This is a genomic window from Moraxella sp. FZLJ2109, assembly GCF_024296965.1.
In the GTDB taxonomy this organism is placed as follows: Bacteria; Pseudomonadota; Gammaproteobacteria; order Pseudomonadales; family Moraxellaceae; genus Moraxella.
The window spans coordinates 724951-744140 of record NZ_CP101112.1 but is presented as its reverse complement, the minus strand read 5'-3'; the positions used below and the strand labels follow the sequence as shown (position 1 = coordinate 744140).

Annotated in this window: 16 protein-coding genes; 9 read left to right on the top strand and 7 right to left on the bottom strand. The window is 47.6% G+C overall.

Annotation, left to right across the window (positions count from 1 at the left end; all coding sequences use genetic code 11):
* Positions 1-2: 2 nt before the first annotated feature.
* The gene (locus tag NKU06_RS03480; RefSeq protein WP_254728796.1) at positions 3-2114 is read right to left on the bottom strand and encodes a M3 family metallopeptidase; all 2112 of its coding nucleotides are present in this window, start codon (positions 2112-2114) and stop codon (positions 3-5) included.
* Positions 2115-2224: 110 nt separating this feature from the next.
* On the opposite strand from NKU06_RS03480, the gene NKU06_RS03475 reads away from it, so the two are divergent.
* From NKU06_RS03475 to clpX, 5 genes are all read left to right on the top strand, one after another.
* Positions 2225-2968 (top strand): endonuclease/exonuclease/phosphatase family protein, encoded by a 744-nt coding sequence (locus NKU06_RS03475; RefSeq protein WP_254728795.1) that lies wholly within the window; start codon positions 2225-2227, stop codon positions 2966-2968.
* A gap of 24 nt (positions 2969-2992) precedes the next feature.
* Positions 2993-3604 carry an RdgB/HAM1 family non-canonical purine NTP pyrophosphatase gene (rdgB, locus tag NKU06_RS03470; protein ID WP_254728794.1) on the top strand — a complete coding sequence of 204 codons (612 nt, stop codon included), beginning with the start codon at positions 2993-2995 and terminating at the stop codon, positions 3602-3604.
* A 202-nt stretch (positions 3605-3806) separates the two neighbouring features.
* Positions 3807-5144, top strand: a complete 1338-nt coding sequence (gene tig / locus NKU06_RS03465) for a trigger factor (protein ID WP_254732134.1) — start codon at positions 3807-3809, stop codon at positions 5142-5144.
* Between the two features lie 121 nt (positions 5145-5265).
* Complete coding sequence (clpP, locus tag NKU06_RS03460) at positions 5266-5919, top strand: ATP-dependent Clp endopeptidase proteolytic subunit ClpP (RefSeq protein ID WP_256523144.1); 654 nt, start codon at positions 5266-5268, stop codon at positions 5917-5919.
* A 12-nt stretch (positions 5920-5931) separates the two neighbouring features.
* A complete protein-coding gene (gene clpX / locus NKU06_RS03455; protein ID WP_254728793.1) occupies positions 5932-7260 on the top strand; it encodes an ATP-dependent protease ATP-binding subunit ClpX in 1329 nt (442 codons plus the stop codon).
* 53 nt (positions 7261-7313) lie between these two features.
* Here the strand turns inward: clpX and NKU06_RS03450 are convergent, their stop codons facing one another.
* The 5 genes from NKU06_RS03450 to NKU06_RS03430 form a co-directional block, all read right to left on the bottom strand.
* A complete protein-coding gene (locus NKU06_RS03450) occupies positions 7314-7862 on the bottom strand; it encodes an acyl-CoA thioesterase (protein ID WP_254728792.1) in 549 nt (182 codons plus the stop codon).
* A 179-nt stretch (positions 7863-8041) separates the two neighbouring features.
* Entirely contained in the window at positions 8042-8515 is a 474-nt protein-coding gene (locus NKU06_RS03445; RefSeq protein WP_254728791.1) for a hypothetical protein, read from the bottom strand.
* A gap of 97 nt (positions 8516-8612) precedes the next feature.
* Entirely contained in the window at positions 8613-9719 is a 1107-nt protein-coding gene (locus NKU06_RS03440; RefSeq protein WP_254728790.1) for a DnaJ domain-containing protein, read from the bottom strand.
* 103 nt (positions 9720-9822) lie between these two features.
* Positions 9823-10695: a bifunctional DNA-formamidopyrimidine glycosylase/DNA-(apurinic or apyrimidinic site) lyase gene (gene mutM / locus NKU06_RS03435; RefSeq protein ID WP_254728789.1), complete on the bottom strand. Its 873-nt coding sequence runs from the start codon at positions 10693-10695 to the stop codon at positions 9823-9825.
* 72 nt (positions 10696-10767) lie between these two features.
* Positions 10768-13134, bottom strand: coding sequence for a bifunctional (p)ppGpp synthetase/guanosine-3',5'-bis(diphosphate) 3'-pyrophosphohydrolase (locus NKU06_RS03430; RefSeq protein ID WP_254728788.1), 2367 nt, complete (start codon positions 13132-13134; stop codon positions 10768-10770).
* A gap of 508 nt (positions 13135-13642) precedes the next feature.
* On the opposite strand from NKU06_RS03430, the gene NKU06_RS03425 reads away from it, so the two are divergent.
* A complete protein-coding gene (locus NKU06_RS03425) occupies positions 13643-15658 on the top strand; it encodes a DEAD/DEAH box helicase (RefSeq protein WP_254728787.1) in 2016 nt (671 codons plus the stop codon).
* 75 nt (positions 15659-15733) lie between these two features.
* Here the strand turns inward: NKU06_RS03425 and rlmD are convergent, their stop codons facing one another.
* Positions 15734-17224 (bottom strand): 23S rRNA (uracil(1939)-C(5))-methyltransferase RlmD, encoded by a 1491-nt coding sequence (rlmD, locus tag NKU06_RS03420; RefSeq protein ID WP_254728786.1) that lies wholly within the window; start codon positions 17222-17224, stop codon positions 15734-15736.
* A 253-nt stretch (positions 17225-17477) separates the two neighbouring features.
* Here rlmD and NKU06_RS03415 point away from each other — a divergent pair, with 253 nt between their 5' ends.
* From NKU06_RS03415 to NKU06_RS03405, 3 genes are all read left to right on the top strand, one after another.
* Positions 17478-18206 carry a sulfite exporter TauE/SafE family protein gene (locus NKU06_RS03415; protein ID WP_254728785.1) on the top strand — a complete coding sequence of 243 codons (729 nt, stop codon included), beginning with the start codon at positions 17478-17480 and terminating at the stop codon, positions 18204-18206.
* Between the two features lie 128 nt (positions 18207-18334).
* Entirely contained in the window at positions 18335-18619 is a 285-nt protein-coding gene (locus tag NKU06_RS03410) for a hypothetical protein (protein WP_254728784.1), read from the top strand.
* A complete protein-coding gene (locus tag NKU06_RS03405) occupies positions 18616-18951 on the top strand; it encodes a type II toxin-antitoxin system RelE/ParE family toxin (RefSeq protein WP_254728783.1) in 336 nt (111 codons plus the stop codon). The genes NKU06_RS03410 and NKU06_RS03405 overlap by 4 nt, the downstream gene beginning before the upstream one ends.
* Positions 18952-19190: the final 239 nt, after the last annotated feature.

The following is a 19190-nucleotide window of genomic DNA, read 5'->3' as shown; positions in this document are numbered from 1 at the left end:
CCCTATGCCAAGCCACGATGACGAAGCAGTGCTTCATTGGTGGCCTTGCGACCGCGGAATGCCACATAGTTATCCTTGGCATCTCGTGAGCTGCCACGCGCCAAAATCTCAGCACGGAAGGTGCGACCAGTAGCAGAATTGAACACGCCATCTTCTTCAAATTTACCAAACGCATCCGCCGATAGCACTTCAGCCCAGATATACGAATAATAGCCACAGGCATAACCACCTGCAAAAATATGACTAAAGCCATTGCCAAATCGCTGATAGGTAGGCGGCATCACCACGGCAATCTCTTGGCGGACGGCATCGGCGACAGATAGGATGTCTGCATAACTGACATGACCAAAGTTTGCCATCGACTGAGTATGCAGACGCAAATCATACAGCCCAAACTCCATTTGGCGTAGGGTCTGTAGCCCTGTTTGGAAATTTTTGGTGCGAATCAGTGCGTCTTTTTTATCGTTTGGTAGTGGCTCGTCTGTGTCGATATGACGACTGATTTTTTGCAAGCCTTCATCGGTGATGGCAAAATTTTCCATAAACTGACTCGGTAGCTCGACCGCATCCCATTCCACGCCGCTGATACCTGCCACATCGGCGACATCCACTTCGGTCAATAGATGGTGCAGGGCATGGCCAAATTCATGGAATAAGGTATTGGCTTCGTCAAAAGATAGCAAGCTTGGCTTGTCATTCACCGGTGGGGCAAAATTCCCCACAATAAAGCCCACAGGCAAGGTGATGCTATCGCCTTGCTCGTTGCGTTTTTGGAAATCATCAAGCCATGCGCCGCCTTGCTTGCCACTACGGGCAAATAGGTCAAGATACAGACCGCCCAATAGCTCACCGCTATTTTCATCGCTTAATTGACAAAATAACACATCATCATGCCAAGCGGTATATGCCTGCTTATCCGCAACACTAATCACAACGCCAAATAAAGTGCGGCAAATATCAAACAGGCCATCTAGCACCACAGGCAAAGGGAAATAAGGACGCAGCTCATCAGAGGTTAGGCTGAATTTGGCTTGGCGGATTTTTTCGCTGACATAGGCGACATCCCAAGGCTTGAGCTCATCAATGCTCAAGGTTTTGGCAAAGTCTTGCAATTCGGCATATTCTGCCAATGCTTTTGGCTTGGCTTTGTTTGATAAATCTAATAAGAAAGCTTCGATTTCTTGGCTATTTTCGGCCATTTTGGTAGCCAGAGAATATTCGCTATAATCAGCCATGCCCAGCAGTTTGGCTTTTTGGGTACGCAGATTGATGATATCGGTCATCAGCGGCGAGTTGTCAAACTCTGTCGTATCAGGGCTTTGGTCAGATGCACGGGTGTTATAAGCATGATAAATCTCTTCACGCAACGCTCGGCTATCAGCAAAGCTAATCACCGCCAAATACATTGGAATATCAAGTGTCGCTACATAATCAGTTGGTATATGAGCATTGGGATGGGCAGTGCGATAGGCATCGCCTGCAGCCTTGAGCAGTGCCAAGCCATTCTCACTCATCCCTGATAACTCATCAGTAGTCAGTGGGCGAGCATAGTGGCGAGTGGCGTCCATCAGATTATCCGAAAACTTGGCGGATAGCAGGCTAAGCTTGCTTTGAATGTCGGCAAATTGTGCTTTTTTGGCATCATCGAGTGCCACGCCTGACAGCACAAAGCTTTGTAGGGCTTTTTTGATGGCTTGGCGTTGGGCATCGCTTTGGTGCTCATTTGGCAAGTGCTCAAAGCCGTCATGCACCGTCTGATATAGCTGATATAGTGCTTTTGACTGACCTACACGAGTGCCAAAGGCAGATAGCTTCGGCAGGACTTCGTGATGTGCATGGCGAATCTCATCGGTGCTTGCCACGCTGTTTAGGTGCGACAATACACCAAAATGACGCTCAATCACACGGCTGAGCGCATTAAACTCTGCAATCTGCTCAAAGGCATCTGCCACACTCACATCACCATTCATGGCTTCGATGGTATCAAGCTTATCGCTGGCAGTTTGCAAGGCTTGTTCGGTTAAGGTCTGTAGAGTGTTTGGGGTCGCTTTATCAAAATCCACCAATGCCAAGCGAGCATCTAAGGGGCTTGTGGTCAAATCAATTGTATTCATCGTTAATTCCATCTCAAAAATCAAAAAGTTACCGTCTATTATGCGTCCAAATGCGTATTTTGCAAGCCAAAATCATGCTACAATAACCTTTTATTGCGATAAATTCACTCATGACACCCATCACGATTACCAGTTTTAATATCCACAAAGGTATGTCGCCGACCAATCGTGCCGTGCGACTTTTTGGCATGAAAGATGCGTTGGCACGCCTAAACCCCGACATCATCTGCCTACAAGAAGTCCAAGGGCAAAATCTAAAGCGCGCCATCGCCTTTAATGAGTTTCCGTCACAGCCGCAGCATGAGTGGTTTGGCGAGTTTTTGGGCTACTCAGACAGTTATGGCAAAAATGCCGAATACGAGCATGGTCATCATGGCAATGCCGTGCTGTCACGTCATCCGCTTGACCCCAAGCATAATCTGAACATCACTGTCAATCGCCTAGAAAAACGCGGTATTTTGCACTGCGAAGTGACACCTGATGGCTGGCAGATGCCAGTGATTGTACTGTGTTGTCATTTAAATTTACTACATAAAGACAGGCTAAAACAGTATCAAGCCATCCGTGAGTATATCGCCACATTGGACACACAAGTGCCATTGATTTTGGCAGGGGATTTTAATGATTGGTCAAAAAAGTCTTGTCAAGCATTGTCAGGGCTTGGGCTGGTTGAAGTGTTTGATACCTGTCATGGTGCATATCCTGCGACTTATCCTGCCAAGATGCCGATGCTCAGCCTTGATCGCATCTATGTGCGTGGACTACAGGTGCATAATGCGATGGTGCATGGCGGTGTGCCGTGGTCAAATTTATCCGATCATCTGCCAATCAGTGCGGTGGCATCACTAGTTTAATTGAGCAACATTGAAGGAAATCTTATGAAGCAATGGGTCTTAGCCAGCAATAACAAAGGCAAGCTTGCCGAATTTCAAGTACTGTTTGATCAGGCAAATCTAGGTGTCGAGATCATCAGTCAAGGCAGCTTAGGCATTGATGATGCCATCGAAGATGGGCAAAGCTTTGTCGAAAACGCCATCATCAAAGCCCGTCATGCCTCCCGTGCCAGTGGCCTACCTGCCATCGCTGATGACAGTGGCCTGTGTGTACCTATCCTTGGCAATGCACCAGGGATATATTCGGCACGCTACGCAGGTACGCATGGCGATGACGCTGCCAATAACGAGAAGCTTTTGGCGGATCTTTTACCTTATCGGGGTGATGCACCGATTGCAGGGTTTTTTGTCTGTGTGCTTGCGATGGTGCGTCATGCCGATGATCCGTTGCCACTGATTGCGATTGGCAAATGGCAGGGCGAGATTTTGGATGCACCGCGTGGCGAGCAGGGCTTTGGCTATGATCCGCTGTTTTTGATCCCAAATCTTGGCAAATCATCAGCTGAGCTGAATAAAGTAGATAAAAATGCCATCAGCCACCGTGGCCAAGCCCTACAGCAGCTGCATCATCAGCTCAAAAGTATGAATACGCTTTGATTTGGTTACGCAAGTTGAGCGATTGTACGGTTTTTCAAGCAAATTGAGTTGTAATTTTAGCTTGATATGGGTATACTGTATTGCTTTTAGTCTATTTATATGCTTATTGTTAATTATATCTAAATATGGAAATTAGTTAGCAAGCATATCCGAATTTTATGCCCTAGGGCAAACTGTTTTATTTTTAATGATATTAAGGTGAATTATGAGCGATCTACAAGTATCTGTGAATGTCATCTCTGACAAAGAAACACAGCTAACCGTTAAAGTGCCAGTGGGCAACATCCAAAGCAAAGTCGAAAGCCGTATCCGCAGCGTCGCTAAGACTGCCAAGATTGACGGTTTCCGCAAAGGTAAAGTACCAGTGTCGCACATCCGTGCTCAGTATGGTGCAGGCATCCAACAAGAAGTGATCAACGATGTGATTCGTGACACTGTATTTGAAGCTTTGGCTGCCGAAAAAGTACGCGTGGTTGGCGTGCCAAACATCGATGATGTCAAGCTAGAAAATGATTTCTTGGTATATCAAGCGACTGTTGAGACCTTCCCAGAAGTGGAAGTTAAAGGTCTTGGCGAGATCGAAGTTGAGCGTCAAGTTGCAAGCGTCTCTGACGAAGATGTTGATGTGATGATCGAAAGCCTACAAAAACAACGCCAAACTTTTGAAACCAAAGATGGTGCAATCGAAGATGGCGACCAAGCAACATTTGATTTCTCAGGCTCAATCGATGGCGAAAAATTCGAAGGTGGCAGTGCTGAGAACTACAACCTAGTCATCGGCTCAGGTCGTATGATTCCAGGCTTTGAAGATGGCATGAAAGGTATGAAAGCTGGTGAAGAAAAAACCATCACCGTCACTTTCCCTGCTGACTATCAAGCAGAACACCTAGCGGGCAAAGAAGCTCAGTTTGTGATCACTGTCAAAGAAGTCAAAGCAGCAACCTTGCCTGAACTAAACGACGAGTTCTTCGCACTATTCGGTGTGACCGAAGGCGGTCTTGACAAGCTAAAAGCCGATGTTCGCAAGAACATGGAGCGTGAAGTTAAGCACGCAGCACGCAACCAAGTCAAGCAAGCGGCATTTGATGCACTGCTAGAAAAGAACGAATTTGATGTGCCAAAAGCGATGCTAGATCAAGAGATCGACCGTCAGCGTCAAATGATGCTAAACCGTTTTGCACAGCAGTTCGGTGCAAACCCAGCGACTTTTGATGCAAATATGCTACCAAATGAGCTATTTGAAGACCAAGCACTTCGTTCAGTGCGTCTAGGCGTATTGGTTAGCCAAATCATCGAAGCACAAAAGCTAGAAGTGGATCAAGAGCGTGTTTCTGCGTTCATCGCTGAGGCTGCTGAAAACTACGAAGACCCACAAGAAGTCATCGACTACTACACCAACGACAAGCAACAACGCGCTCAAGTTGAGTCTGTGGTGCTAGAAGATCAAGTTGTGGATTATCTACTGGGTCAAGCCAAAGTGACTGACAAAGAAGTCAAGTACCAAGAGCTATTGGCGGCAGCACAACAACAAGCCATCTAATTGCCCAGTACTTAGACGGCTAAAAGTTGAATTTAGCAAATTGACAAATGCCCCAAAGCGTATGCATTGGGGTTTTTGTTCTCAAGTACGGCAATCAACCCAATTCACTGTTGGAAAAATTATGAATATCAAGCAAAATCCTTTTTATGATCAGTTGGCGGATGCCTATCATGCACCACAAAATACGCTCGTGCCGATGGTCATCGAGCAGTCAGGCCGTGGCGAGCGTTCATTTGACATTTTCTCTCGTCTATTGCGTGAGCGTGTGATTTTTTTGACTGGTCAAGTCGAAGACAATATGGCGAACTTAATCATCGCTCAGCTGCTATTCCTAGAAGCGGACAATCCTGAAAAAGACATTCATCTATACATCAACTCTCCAGGGGGTGTGGTGACGGCAGGCATGGCGATTTATGATACGATGAACTTCATCAAGCCAGACGTCTCAACCATCTGCCTAGGTCAAGCTGCATCCATGGGTTCGTTCCTATTGTCAGCTGGCGAAAAGGGCAAGCGCTATGCACTGGCGAACTCTCGTGTGATGATCCATCAGCCGCTGGGCGGATTCCGTGGTCAGGCATCAGACATTGAGATTCATGCTCGTGAGATCATTGAGCTAAAAGCCAAGCTGAACCGTTTATTGGCGGAGCATACAGGTCAATCAGTTGAGACGCTTGAGCGTGATACCGATCGTGATAACTTTATGAGTGCTGAACAGGCTAAGGAATACGGCTTGGTTGATGTCGTGCTACAAAAACGCCCAAAAGGTCTGTAAGAAGAGATCGCTATGACAAAGACACAAGTACCTAGCTGCTCGTTTTGTGGCAAGAAAAAAACCGAAGTCGAAAAGCTGATCGCAGGCACTGATGCCAACATTTGTAATGAATGCGTGGAGATGTGTGGCGATTTGCTCAGCGACATTATCAAAAAAGACGGCGATAAAAAATCTGCCAAAAAACCAGTCAAATCTGCCAAAAAAGCCGATGATGATAAGACGGATAAAGCAGAAGATAAAGCGGCGCTAGAAGCATGGCTCAATCGCCCATTGCCTAAACCAAAAGAGCTGCGCGCGCATCTGGATGATTATGTCATCGGTCAAGATGCCGCCAAAAAAGCCCTGTCGGTGGCGGTATATAACCACTACAAACGCCTAAAAGTCGCCCATGCTGACAGCGAGCGTGAAGCAGGCGTGGAGCTTGCCAAGAGTAATATTCTGCTGATCGGGCCGACAGGTTCGGGCAAGACTTTGCTTGCCCAGACTTTGGCAAAAATGCTGGATGTGCCGTTTGCGATGGCGGATGCGACGACCCTGACTGAAGCAGGCTATGTCGGTGAAGATGTCGAAAATATCGTCCAAAAACTGCTACAAGCAGCGGACTATGATGTCGAAAAAACCCAAAAAGGCATCATCTATATCGATGAGATTGATAAGATTTCCAAAAAAAGCGATAATCCATCCATCACCCGTGATGTCTCAGGCGAAGGCGTACAGCAAGCACTACTGAAGCTCATCGAAGGCACGGTGGCAAATATCCCACCGCAAGGTGGTCGTAAGCATCCACGCCAAGAGATGATTCAGGTGGATACCAGCAACATTTTGATGATTGTTGGTGGGGCATTTGCAGGACTGGATAAAGTCATTCGTCAGCGTACCGAGAAGACAGGCATTGGCTTTAATGCCGATGTCAAGGCGGCGGATGAATCAAGCATCACTGAGCTGTTCCGTGAAGTGGAAGTTGAGGACTTGATTAAGTTTGGTCTGATTCCTGAGCTGATCGGTCGTCTGCCTGTGATTGCAAGTCTTGAAGAGCTGGACGAGGCGGCGTTGGTGCAGATTTTGACCGAACCAAAAAATGCACTGGTCAAGCAGTATCAGTACCTGTTTGACATGGAAGGGGTGAAATTAAGCTTTGAGCCTGATGCACTGACCGCCATTGCTAAGCGTGCCATGACTCGCAAAACTGGTGCTCGAGGTCTAAGATCGATCATCGAAAACGCCTTGATGGACACCATGTACGAGCTACCAAGCATGACCGATGTCAGCGAAGTCATCGTCACCAAAGATGTCATCGAGCAAGGTGCTCAGCCGACAACCAAGAAAAATAAGAAAAAATAAGCCTTGTGCTATCAACAAAGCCCATCGATGGTCATATCGGTGGGCTTTGTTGGTTATTCGCCAGTCGGAAAGGGGCGTAGCTTGTCGGCATCGATCCATGCCTGCACCCATGTATCAGGTGGTATGCTAAGCCCACCCATCCCAAGCGCATCCAAGACTTGCTTGGTATCAATGACTTTGCCTGTCATCAGATTGGTGACGCCAGTACGCAGCAGTGCATGAGAGGTCGGCACGCCTTTGGCATACATGGTCTGTTCGATATAAAACCAGCGTTCATCGATGGCACAGATGCGTGTTTTGATGGTGATTTTATCAAATAAGCGGATGCGTTTGCGGTATTGAATGGTGCTGCCTGCCACCACCAGCCCCCAGCGGTTGGTGAGGAGTTTTTTGCCCAATCCTGTACGGATGGCAAAATCATTGCGCCCCAAATCAAACAGCGTCAAAATCCGCCCATTATTCATCTCAAGAAAATTATCAATGTCATTGACATTGCACACAAAGCTGACTTCGCCAGTGTCAGTCACGCCAAGCGTCTCGCCTTTTAGTGTGTGATAGATGCTTTTGCCGATGCCTGTGCCAAGGCGGATAAATGGGTACATGGATGATTCCTAATGTATGTAATGAGATTTGCCCATGATAGCAGATTTTACCCAATTTCCGTAGGGGAATGATGACTGGTGGGTCGTCCATCATCAGAATGTGAAGGCAGCATTGGATTTGTGTATTACACAAGCTGAATACATGACATCCAAGCTGGCACAACACGTATGAATGGCAGCTACAAGGCGGATTGGTTGCTTGCCTTAACGTCATCCATCCAGCAGATCCATTGATAGACATCATAATCAGGCTTACCTGTCACGACCGCAGTCCAGTCGGTGGCGGTGGCTGGATTGACAGTTTTGGTTGCGCCATTGAGCCGCTTGCCTTTGGCATCATGCCAGCTGATTTCATCAAGTAGATAGCGGTCATTGGCACAATCTGCCAGCCAATGCGTGCGATCGATGGCATAACGTAGCCCAAAGTTGGTCTTTTGGAAATGTTCATGTCGTCGCTCAATCCATGCGCTGGTGTAGAATCCATCACGCATGGGGTGGCGAGCGATACTATCATAATTGATTTTGATGTATTCAGCTGTCTTGGGCTGACCCAAAAAGGTCTGGTGCCAAGTGCTATTTTCCAAATCTATGTTGGCATGGGAAATGGTGGACAAGATTAGCATCCCGCAGCCAAGCCAAAATCTCAATTTCATAAATATCCATGAACAGCATGTGGTTGGCATTAGATTATAATCAAAACCACTCGTACACGCAATAAAAAAGCCCATCAGATTTGATGGGCTCTTAGCTTCAATAATACTCCGAAAGCTCCATTGCACGAGCATCAAGCTCAGGTACTTCACACAGATAGCGGGCGACGGTTTGGTCGTTTTTGCTATTGTAATAATCTTTGGCATATTGCTTACAACGGGCTTCGCGTTCGGCATTGATGGCACGCTGCTCGGCACGCAGAGCTTCTCTTGTGTCATCAGATAGATTGTTCCAGACATCATTGATGTTCGCCACAGATGCTTCGTATAGCGCACGTGCTTCTGATGGGCTGAGATAGTCCACAGGGTCATCGCTGACATTGCTTTGGGCAGGCGTTGCTTGACTGCGGATGGTTTCGGCATAGACACGCAGCTCTTCGGTACGAGCATCCATACGAGGCACTTCGCACTGATATCGAGCAGCTTCTTGGTCGATGGCGGCGGTGTATTGGCTGGCGGCTTGGGCTTTGCAGTCGGCTTCACGCTTAGCATTGATGGCTCGTTGCTCGGCGCGTAGGGCGTTTTGGGTAGATTTGGGTAGGCTATTCCACACGCTATTGATGCGATTGACTGCTGCCAGATATTGGGCGTGTGCTTGGTTGCGCGCCGTTTGCTGCTCTTTGGTCACGGTCACTACAGGAGCAGGTGGATCGATGGTGACAGGTGTCGTTGGCTCAAGTGGCTGCACTTCTTGTAGTGTTACGGGCGTAGTTTGAGCCGGCTGATTGATTGGTGTGACAGAGTCATCGTCATCAAATGTACCGACCGATGACAAGAACATATATGCCAGTACAATAATGGTCAATAGCACAAAAAACAGTCCAATCAGCCAAGCAACAATCTTGGAATTACTCGTCTTGGCAGGCGTGCGATAACTGGGTTCAGAGGGCATTTGATACACCTGCGCTGGTGGTGTGTAAGGCGGTGTGGCAGGTTGAGACTGATTAACTCTGAGCCAAGCATCATAATCAGCTCGCTTGGCAGGGTTGCTTAGTACATCATAAGCTTGATTGACCATACCAAGCATATGCGCCTGTGTGGGGTCGTGTCGATATTTATTGACTTGGGCGTGATAAGCGGCTTGAATGATGGTGATGTCGGCGCTTTGGGCGACACCTAGGATGTCATAATAAGTCTGTGTGCTCATGATGTATTGGCAAGTATTTCAAAGAATTTATTACAGATATATTACAAAAATATCCGTATTTTGTAAATAAGTATCTTGCCAATCATCAAAAATTTAGACCAAATCACAAAGGCTGGCAGCCGGGGCAATACACACTGGCTCGTCCGCTGATTTTGGTGTTTTCAAGTAGGCTACCACAGTGATAACAGTGTTCACCATCACGCCCATAGACCAGTAGCGTCTGTTGAAAATAGCCAGTTTTGCCGTCGCCGACGGTGAAATCCTTAAGGCTTGAGCCGCCTTGAATGATGGCTTTGGTAAGGATGTCTTTGATGTTGGCGACGAGCTTTTCAAGCTTATCATCATCGATGCGGCACGCTGGTGTCAAAGGGTGAATGTGCGACAAAAACAGGCTTTCGGCAGCATAGATATTGCCCACGCCAACGACCACCGACTGATCCATGATCAGCGTTTTGATGGGTTTGGCGACAGGCTTTTTGTTGGCAGGGAAAATTAACGCTCGTAGATAATCGACATCAAAGGCATCATCGAGCGGCTCAGGGCCTAGGTGTGCCAAGAACCGCTCGGTGGTGTCTGGTGTATCGATGTAGTCGTCATTGTGCGTCCACAATATCATCCCAAAGCGTCTGGGATCATGATAATGCAGTGTCGTCACCATGCCATCATCATTGATAAAGTCGATGAGCAGATGATCGTGTTTGCGTGGCTCGATGTCGTGATGCTGCTGTAGGCTACCTGACATACCAAGGTGCACCAGTACGGTTTTGTGGCGATTATCCGCTTGATGATAAAAATCCAGCAATAGATATTTGGCACGGCGATGCACTGCCACTAGACGAAAGCCAATGAGCGAATCTAAGTCCTTGGGGATGGCATAACGCAAAGTCGGATAGCGAATGCTGACTTTGGTGACAGCTTGGTGCAAGAGTGGCTCAAGGCTTGCCTTGGTGGTTTCGACTTCGGGTAATTCTGGCATGGTATCTGGCTGTATGGGCTAAAAAAGCCAATGCCGCTTGCTATCACAGCATTGGTCAATATTACTAAAGCGTTAGGCGGTCGCTCGACGCGCGTGTAATACGCCTGGCTGTTGTTCGATTTTGTTGAGCAGGCGTGATAAGTGCGATATGCCTGCTACTTCCACATAAAACTTCATATGACTCATCGCACCGTCATTACTCACCGTTTCGGCTCGGCTGATATTGACCTTTTCGCGGTCAATGACGTGCACAAGATCTCTGAGCAGGCCTGATGTATTTTGTGCTTCGACATGAATCACCACAGGCTGATAGCGACCGAAGCTATCTTGCCAATGTGCATGAATGCCACGATCAGGTTCTTTTTCGATCAGTCTTAGGTACTCAGGACAGCCTTGATTGTGAATACTGACGCCATTTGATAAAGTCACAAAACCTGCAATCGGCTCGCCATGCACAGGATTGCAGCACTTGGCAAGGTGCATCTCGACATTATCAAAGCCATCCAAGTCAATCTTAAACTTATTGGTGCGAGCAGGTGTCTTGATGTCGATGCTTGGCACATCTGGTGCAGGTTCTGCGATGTGCAGTTTTTGGGCGACCAAGTTGCTGATTTGGGTGACACTGATATCACCGATAACCAGCGCGACATACAGATCATCTTCGGATTTGACGTTGAGCGTCTGAAAATAGTCGCTTAAGTTCACCTGATTGGCGGCGATGGATAAACGATCAAATTCTTTGAGCAGTAGTCCCTTGCCTGTCTCGATATTCTTATCGCGATCTTGTTTGTTGAACCACTGACGCAGTTTGGACTTGGCACGGCTCGTGTGAATATAGCCTAAGGATGGCATCAGCCAATCACGATTCGGCTCACGGCTAGATTTGGTGATAATCTCAATCTGATCGCCTGTCTTTGGCTGATGGGTCAGCGGTACATAGCGACCATTGACACGAGCACCTTGGGCACGGTTGCCGACTTCGGTATGTACATAATAAGCAAAGTCTAGCACTGTTGAGCCTTTTGGTAGCTCGGTGATATCACCATCACGGCTAAAGACATAAATCCGCTCGGCATTATCCACATCCAGATCGATCTCATCTTCGCCATCAGGGATGTCTTGACCCAGTAGCTGACGCAATGAGCTGATTTTTTGGGTGAGATAATCGTCTTTTTTGGCTTTTAGGCCTTCTTTATAATTGACGTGCGATGCCTTACCAAGCTCTGCCTCAAAGTGCATATCAAAGGTACGAATCTGCACCTCAAGCGTGCGATTCTCAGCGATTACCGCTGTGTGCAGTGACTTATAGCCGTTGGGCTTGGGGTTGGTGATATAGTCATCAAACTGCTCAGGAATGTGCCGCCACAGACCATGCACGATACCCAGCGTATAGTAGCATTCGGCATTGGTATTGACCATCACTCTGAGGGCTCGGATGTCATATAGCTGATCAAAAGACAGGTTCTTTGATTTCATCTTACGCCAGATGGAGTAGATGTGCTTGACACGCCCAGAGACTTCGCCTTGGATGCCGGCTCGTTCAAGCTCGGCACTGAGTTTGGCTTTGACTGACTCGATATAGGCTTCTCGTTCGCTACGCTTCTCGGCAAGTAGCGATGCGATTTTTTTGTATTCTTCGGGGGCAAGATAGCGAAATGCCAAATCTTCCAGCTCCCACTTCAGCTGGGCAATCGATAGGCGATGTGCCAGTGGGGCATAGATGGTCATCACCTCACGAGCCACCCGTTTTTGGCGATCAGGCGGTGAGAATGACAGCTCACGCATCGCAAAGGTACGCTCAGCAAGCTTGATCAGTACCGCACGCACATCATTGGTGGTGCTGATGAGCATACTGTAGATATTGGATAATTGGTCTCTTTGATTGCTCTCAAAATAATCTTCAAGTCGCTTATTGCTCTCGATGCTCTCAGACAGCTTACCCATCGCAAGCGTATCCATCACCAAGTGCGCGATGTCTTCTCCGAAGTTTTTCTTAATAGTATCAATGCTCACAAGCTCACGGCGAGCGGTGCGATACAGCATGGCAGCAGCTAGGGCGTTTTCGTCTTGGAATAGATACGCCAAAATATCTGCCATGCCGATGCCTGTGATGTAGGCACCTGAGCGGGTGACATGGGGTTTGTTGACTTGGATTTGGACAAATTGGCAGGCTTTACGCAAAATGGGCAAATCATCCTTGCCGATACGAGCAGCCACTTTGGCAATCCACGCTTCGATGTCGATGTCTGAGACATTCAAATCGCTTGGATTGATGGTGCTGTTGGTATGGTCAAGGGCGCTGACCAGCTTGTGATTGGCAAGCTGTGCCTTAAAATCAGGATGCAGCTGTTTGGCGACCAAACTTGCTGCCAGTGTCGCACTATCCATGCTGCTACTGTTGCCGCCCAATAAGGGTAGGCTGTCACGAATCTGTACCACGGTTGTATCCTTGTCCAAACCAGTTTTATTTTATATAGTATATCCCATGTATTATGGCACCTAAAAGGGTAATTTTAAAGATGAAATCGATAAATTTTATGCCAAAAAGTCATGACGCATAATTTTTATAAAATAATCCAAGTAATTTTATCCAAGCTGTGCTATAATCTCATTTTTCGTGAATAATTCACACACGCTTTTGATGACATCGCACCGATTTTGATGGGTAAGTTTGACTTGACCCATGTGATGATATGATTTCTTGCTAAGTTTGTGGCTTGCCACCTGCTTTGTCTATTTTATCTTTATTAGTCCTAACTGTCGCGATGATTTTGGCTTGTTCTTTATTGTGCTTTTGCACCACGACAAGCAGTTGAGCGACAATACGCCACCCAAATCCAAAATGCAATTTTGTAGCAAGCCTTAAGCATCTGCTTAAAGTTGGCTTGTCGGTTTTTTGACCAAAAAAATTGGCTCATCGTGGGGGCATGACTGATACAAGGTTCTTATGACTGATCAATTACACACCACAGACACCGCCCACGCAGACGAGCAAGCAGGCGAGTTCGTACTACAATTTTCTGACTTAGGTCTGCACAAAGGCATCATCAAAGCCCTGACCAAAAGTGGCTACACCACCCCAACACCCATCCAAGCTCAAGCCATTCCGCATGCCTTGAATGGCCGTGATTTGCTGTTATCAGCTCAGACAGGCTCTGGCAAGACAGCGGCGTTTGTACTACCCGTACTGGATAAGATGAGCCGCTTACCAAAGCTTGAAAAGCATATCCATGCACTGATTTTGACCCCGACTCGTGAGCTTGCCTTGCAGGTGCATGACAGCGTGCGTCGCTATGGCGATGGGATGCGTGGGATGTTTAGTGTGCCTTTGGTAGGCGGTGCGCCTTATGGTGGGCAGCTGCGCGCACTACGCAAGGGCGTGCAGGTCATCGTCGCCACCCCAGGCCGTCTGATTGACCATATGCGTGAAGGTCGCATCGATTTATCAGGTCTGGATATGCTGATTCTCGATGAAGCGGATCGTATGCTGGATATGGGCTTTGCTGATGATATCAAAGAAATCCTAGAAAATACCCCAAGCACTCGCCAAACGGTGATGTCATCTGCCACTTGGGATGGTGCGGTGGGCAAGATTGCTGAGAGCTTTACCACCAATCCTGAGCGAGTCTCGATTAAGGTTGAGTCAGCGCACATCGATGAGAGTGTGTATTTTTGTGATGATTTTAATCACAAAAACAAAATCCTGCTTGAAGTGCTGAACAACCCTGAAATCAAACAGGCAGTCATCTTTACCGCCACCAAGCTATCCACCGAAAAGCTTGCCGACACCCTAAACGAAGTCGGCTACAAGGCACGCTATCTGCATGGCGATTTGCCACAAGGCAAGCGTAACCGCATCGTCGGTGATATGAAATCAGGCAAATGCGATCTACTCATCGCCACCGATGTCGCTGCTCGTGGTATCGACATCTCAGCCATCAGCCATGTGGTGAACTATGATTTGCCTCGCCAAGTCGAAGACTATGTCCATCGTATCGGTCGTTGTGGTCGTGCAGGTCGTACAGGTGTGGCGGTGAACTTGTGTAGCCTAGATGATAATAAACAACTTGCCAATATCAACCGCTATCTTAAGCGTGATATGACCACAGCCACCATCGAAGGGCTAGAGCCACGCCGTAATTTTGGCATCATCGATGAACCACGCCGTAAGGGTGGCCGCAACCGTCGCCGTGATGATCGTGATGGTCAAGGTCGTGGCGATCGTGGTGGATATGGTCGCAAGCCACGTTTTGAAGGTCGTTCGGATCGCTTTGAGCGTTCGGATCGCCTCGAAGCTCGTGGCGAGCGTTTCGAGCGTCAAGACCGCTTTGATGGCCGTGATCGTTCAGAGCGTTTTGACCGTGGGTTTGATCAGCCAAGATTTGACAGCCGTGAGCGTGCCGATAGCCGTGAGCGTTTCGGTGGTAGTGAGCGTCGTTCATTTGACCGCACGGAGCGTCAAGACCGTTTCAACCGTAGCGACCGCCCAGAGCGTTTTGACCGCCAAGACCGCTCAGAGCGTCAGTTTGATCAGCCGAAGTCTGAGCGTTTTAATCGTGAAGAGCGTTTTGAGCATCGTGAGCGTGGCGATCGTGGTGAGCGTAGCTTTGATAAGCCATACAAAAATCGTGACAGCTACTATCGTGCCGATGGCGATCGCTTTGAGCGTTCAGAGCGTAATGAGCGTGGTTTTGAGCATCGTGGCGAGCGTCGTTTTGATAAGGGCTTTGATAAAGGCTTTGATGCGCCGAAATTTGACCGCAATGACCGTTTTGAGCGTGGTGCACGAGCTGATCGCCGTGAGAAGTTTGGCAAAGACAAGCCAAGCTTTGATAAAGGGGCAAAAGCAGGCGCTAAGTCATTCAAAGATCGCCCACACGGCAGCCATCGCCCAAAAGCAGTCGAAGAAGTCTTTTTTGCCAAACGCCAAGCCAAAAAAACTCGCAAATTTGGTGATGCTTGATTTGCTCTAAATAATAAACAAAACCCCAAGAAATTGATTTTCTTGGGGTTTTGTTTCGGGTAAATTAAATTACCATCACGCCACTTTCTCAAACCGAGCGATACTCTCCACATGACCAGTATGGCTAAACATATCCATCACCCCAGCATGGGTCAAGCGATAGCCAGCGTCGATGAGTGCTTTGGTATCACGGGCAAGCGTGGCAGGATTGCATGAGACATAGACGATGCGTTTGGCGTTGAATTTTGGCAGATATGCCATCACTTCCCATGCACCAGAGCGGGGCGGGTCGATGAGTAGGGCATCAAACTGATGTTCGCCAGTCGCCCATGGCTTATCTGAGAAATCCTGCGTCAAATCTTGGGCATAAAATTCGGTATGATGGATGCCATTGGCGATCGCATTCATCTTGGCGCGTTCGGTCATCTGCTCTGAGCCTTCGACACCGACGACAAAGCCTGTCTCGCCTACCTTGCGGGCTAGTGCTAAGCTAAAATTCCCAAGTCCGCAGAACAAATCCAGCACCCGTTCACCGGCTTGTAGGTCCAGTAGCTCACACGCCAAATCCATCATCTTGCGGTTCACCGACAGATTTACCTGCGTGAAATCCAGTGGTGAGAATTCATAAGTCAGCTCAAAATTTGGCAAATGATAAAACAGTCCGCCAGTTGGTGGCACAGTCAATGAACTGTCTCGAGCACCATCGGTATCAATGCGATGCACAGTGTCTGAGCCTTTGGGTTGTAAGAATAGCTGCCAATGACGCTCAGCAAAGAAAGCTTTTAGTTTGGCAATGTCATCATCACTCAGCGGTACCATATGGCGGACGATGATGGCGACAGACTTGGCACTGTCAGGGACATGAGAGAGCGTCTCACCCATCGCCACTTCAAGCTGTGGGATATGATCACGAGCATCGAGCGTGGTGATCAGTGCTTTTAGGTTTTCGATCTCAAAGCCGATGCGTGGGTCTAAGATGTGGCATTCGTTCAGTTCGGATAGAAAGTTGCTGCCACGTTCACGAAAGCCGACCAAAGCCGATTCTTTTTTGGCAACGAAGCGTACGCCCATGCGAGCCTTGGTACGATAACCTAGGCGATCACCAACCAGTGGGGGTAGCCAGTTATCTGGCTGTACACCTGCTTGATGGGCGAGTAGTTCTGAGAGTACCGATTGCTTAAAGGCGATTTGACCATCAGCATCCCAATGCTGAAGACTGCAACCACCGCAGACGGTGAAATGCGGACATGGCGGCGTCTGGCGTTGTGGATGGGGGTTTGAGATGATGGCTTTGGCATCACCTTCTTCAAAGGTCTTTTTACTGCTGGTGACTTTGACCGAGACGGTTTCGTTTGGCAGAGCGAAGCTTACGAAGATTTTTTTGCCAGCTTTGTCGGGATTATGCGATTCGTTATCGGTTTCATAGACCGCTACGCCACGCCCATCATGGGCAAGATTGGTGATAGTAAAGTCAATCGGTGGGGCATCTGCCAAGCGTTTGCGTGCTCGAGCGGTGGGCTTGCCTTTTTTGCTTGGGCTTGCGATTAAGGAATGTTGTGCGGTCATGTGCTGCCTGTCTGATCAATAAAATAGATAGATGGGTAAACTGCTCATTATAACACAGTTTAACAGTGGCTTTTTGATGAATTTATCGTCTGCCAACTTTGAAATAATGCTTAAATCAAGCTTATGCATGTCCACTTGTACAGATTTTCTTGTTTTTCCGATCTTTTTCAAATTTGCTTAACCATGCCATCACCTGCGTGCATTTTTGGGTATAATATAGCGATTGATAAAATGATAATGATGATAAAAATCCATGATAAATGATCTGCTTTTGGCGTTGGTCAATTTTTTGACATCCTTGCTGACAGGCATCACAGGGCTTGGCGGTGGCTCGATTTTGGTGGGGCTGTTGCCGCTGTTTTTGCCTGCGGCGGCGATCGTGCCAGTGCACGCGGCAGGGCAGCTTGCCAGTAATGCCAGTCGGGCGTGGTTTGGGCGTGATAGTCTGGATTGGCGGTATGTTACGCCTTATGTGGTGGGGTCGCTGTGTGGCATTGCGGTGTTTTGGCTGTTGGTGCGGTTCATTGATCTAGAATGGGTGCCGTTATTTATCGCGGTGTATATTTTGCTCATCGTGTGGGTTAAGCCGATTAAGCGATGGCTTGAAAATCGCCAAAATTTCTTCGTCATCGGCTTTATCCAGATGGGTATCGGGATGTTCGTCGGTAGTCCCGGCCCGCTGCATGTGCCGCCTTTGATCCAAAAATACGACGACATGAACACCGCCATCAGTACTGCTTCGGTGATGATGACCTTTTTTCATGTGCTAAAGATCATCGCCTATATGGTGTTGGGTTTTCATTTTTTGGACTATTGGCAAGTGATCGTGATGATGAGTATCTCGGCGGTGATTGGTTCGTGGCTGGGTACGATCCTACGGCATAAGATGCCGATGCCGTGGCTGACAGCGGCGATGCCGTGGATTTTGACCGCGGTGGCATTGCAGGTGCTGGTGCGCTTTGTGTGGAGTGAGTTGGATTGATGAGTATAATTGGTAAATGCTCAAAATCCTTACGGTTAATGCAAAACCACCCAAAAAATTTGAATATCACTACACAATCAGATACAATAAGAACAAATAAGAAGATTTTCCAACATTAGGAAACTGCTATGTATGCCAGTATCAGCGCGAAAATCCATCCTGACCTCAAAGCCAGACTGGATGTGATCCTACAGCAAGAAAAAACCACCATAAATCACTTCATCAATGAACTGCTCGAAAAAGCAGTCATCGCCAAAGAGTGCGAAATGCAGGCGGATCGACAAGCTGATGCGGTTCTGTCTCAGCGTCTTGAGCGTTATTATGCAGGGGATGAGTCAGTCATGGATTGGCATATTGCCAAAAAAGATATCAGAGATTTTGTAAAGAAATTACAAAATCAGCGTGATGTATGACTTATCAAATCACCGTTTTAGAATCAGCTTGGAATGATTTAAAGGCGTTGCTCGAGTTTTATAACGCCAGATCACATGATCCAGTTTTACTCGAGAGTTTGACCGAGTATATGATTGATTATATTGAGACTTTGGCAAGCTTTCCAGAGCGTCATGTTGTGGTGTTTTATCAAGGTGATGCACCCGTGTATAAGATGGCACTTTCAAGATTTTCTTTGCTGATTTATTATTCGATAGATTTTACGCATCGTACAGTCGTGGTTGCGCAGATTCGCCATGCCAAGGAAAATCCGCAAACCATACGATCGTTACTGGCTATCGACCAAAAGTAGTGCTTAGGGTGCGTACAAACTCTCAAGCAACCAAGGATCGATGGTATAATCTATCATGCCACCATTAAGATAGCTAGTCTTGGTGAGATACAAGGGTGCGTCTCACGCGCCATTACAATAACCAATATAAAATTATAAAAAACTCATGAAAAATCAACCATCTTCACCCAAAAAGGTGCGTCCCACGCACCCTACGATATTTAATTTTCAAATATATTTGAGCACACCCAACGCACCAT

Bases quoted from the DNA above. Each gene is read 5' to 3' on its own strand.
- NKU06_RS03480 (WP_254728796.1), bottom strand. From the start codon at position 2,114: ATGAATACAATTGATTTGACCACAAGCCCCTTAGATGCTCGCTTGGCA.
- NKU06_RS03475 (WP_254728795.1), top strand. From the start codon at position 2,225: ATGACACCCATCACGATTACCAGTTTTAATATCCACAAAGGTATGTCG.
- rdgB (WP_254728794.1), top strand. From the start codon at position 2,993: ATGAAGCAATGGGTCTTAGCCAGCAATAACAAAGGCAAGCTTGCCGAA.
- clpP (WP_256523144.1), top strand. From the start codon at position 5,266: ATGAATATCAAGCAAAATCCTTTTTATGATCAGTTGGCGGATGCCTAT.
- clpX (WP_254728793.1), top strand. From the start codon at position 5,932: ATGACAAAGACACAAGTACCTAGCTGCTCGTTTTGTGGCAAGAAAAAA.
- NKU06_RS03450 (WP_254728792.1), bottom strand. From the start codon at position 7,862: ATGTACCCATTTATCCGCCTTGGCACAGGCATCGGCAAAAGCATCTAT.
- NKU06_RS03445 (WP_254728791.1), bottom strand. From the start codon at position 8,515: ATGAAATTGAGATTTTGGCTTGGCTGCGGGATGCTAATCTTGTCCACC.
- NKU06_RS03440 (WP_254728790.1), bottom strand. From the start codon at position 9,719: ATGAGCACACAGACTTATTATGACATCCTAGGTGTCGCCCAAAGCGCC.
- mutM (WP_254728789.1), bottom strand. From the start codon at position 10,695: ATGCCAGAATTACCCGAAGTCGAAACCACCAAGGCAAGCCTTGAGCCA.
- NKU06_RS03425 (WP_254728787.1), top strand. From the start codon at position 13,643: ATGACTGATCAATTACACACCACAGACACCGCCCACGCAGACGAGCAA.
- rlmD (WP_254728786.1), bottom strand. From the start codon at position 17,224: ATGACCGCACAACATTCCTTAATCGCAAGCCCAAGCAAAAAAGGCAAG.
- NKU06_RS03415 (WP_254728785.1), top strand. From the start codon at position 17,478: ATGATAAATGATCTGCTTTTGGCGTTGGTCAATTTTTTGACATCCTTG.
- NKU06_RS03410 (WP_254728784.1), top strand. From the start codon at position 18,335: ATGTATGCCAGTATCAGCGCGAAAATCCATCCTGACCTCAAAGCCAGA.
- NKU06_RS03405 (WP_254728783.1), top strand. From the start codon at position 18,616: ATGACTTATCAAATCACCGTTTTAGAATCAGCTTGGAATGATTTAAAG.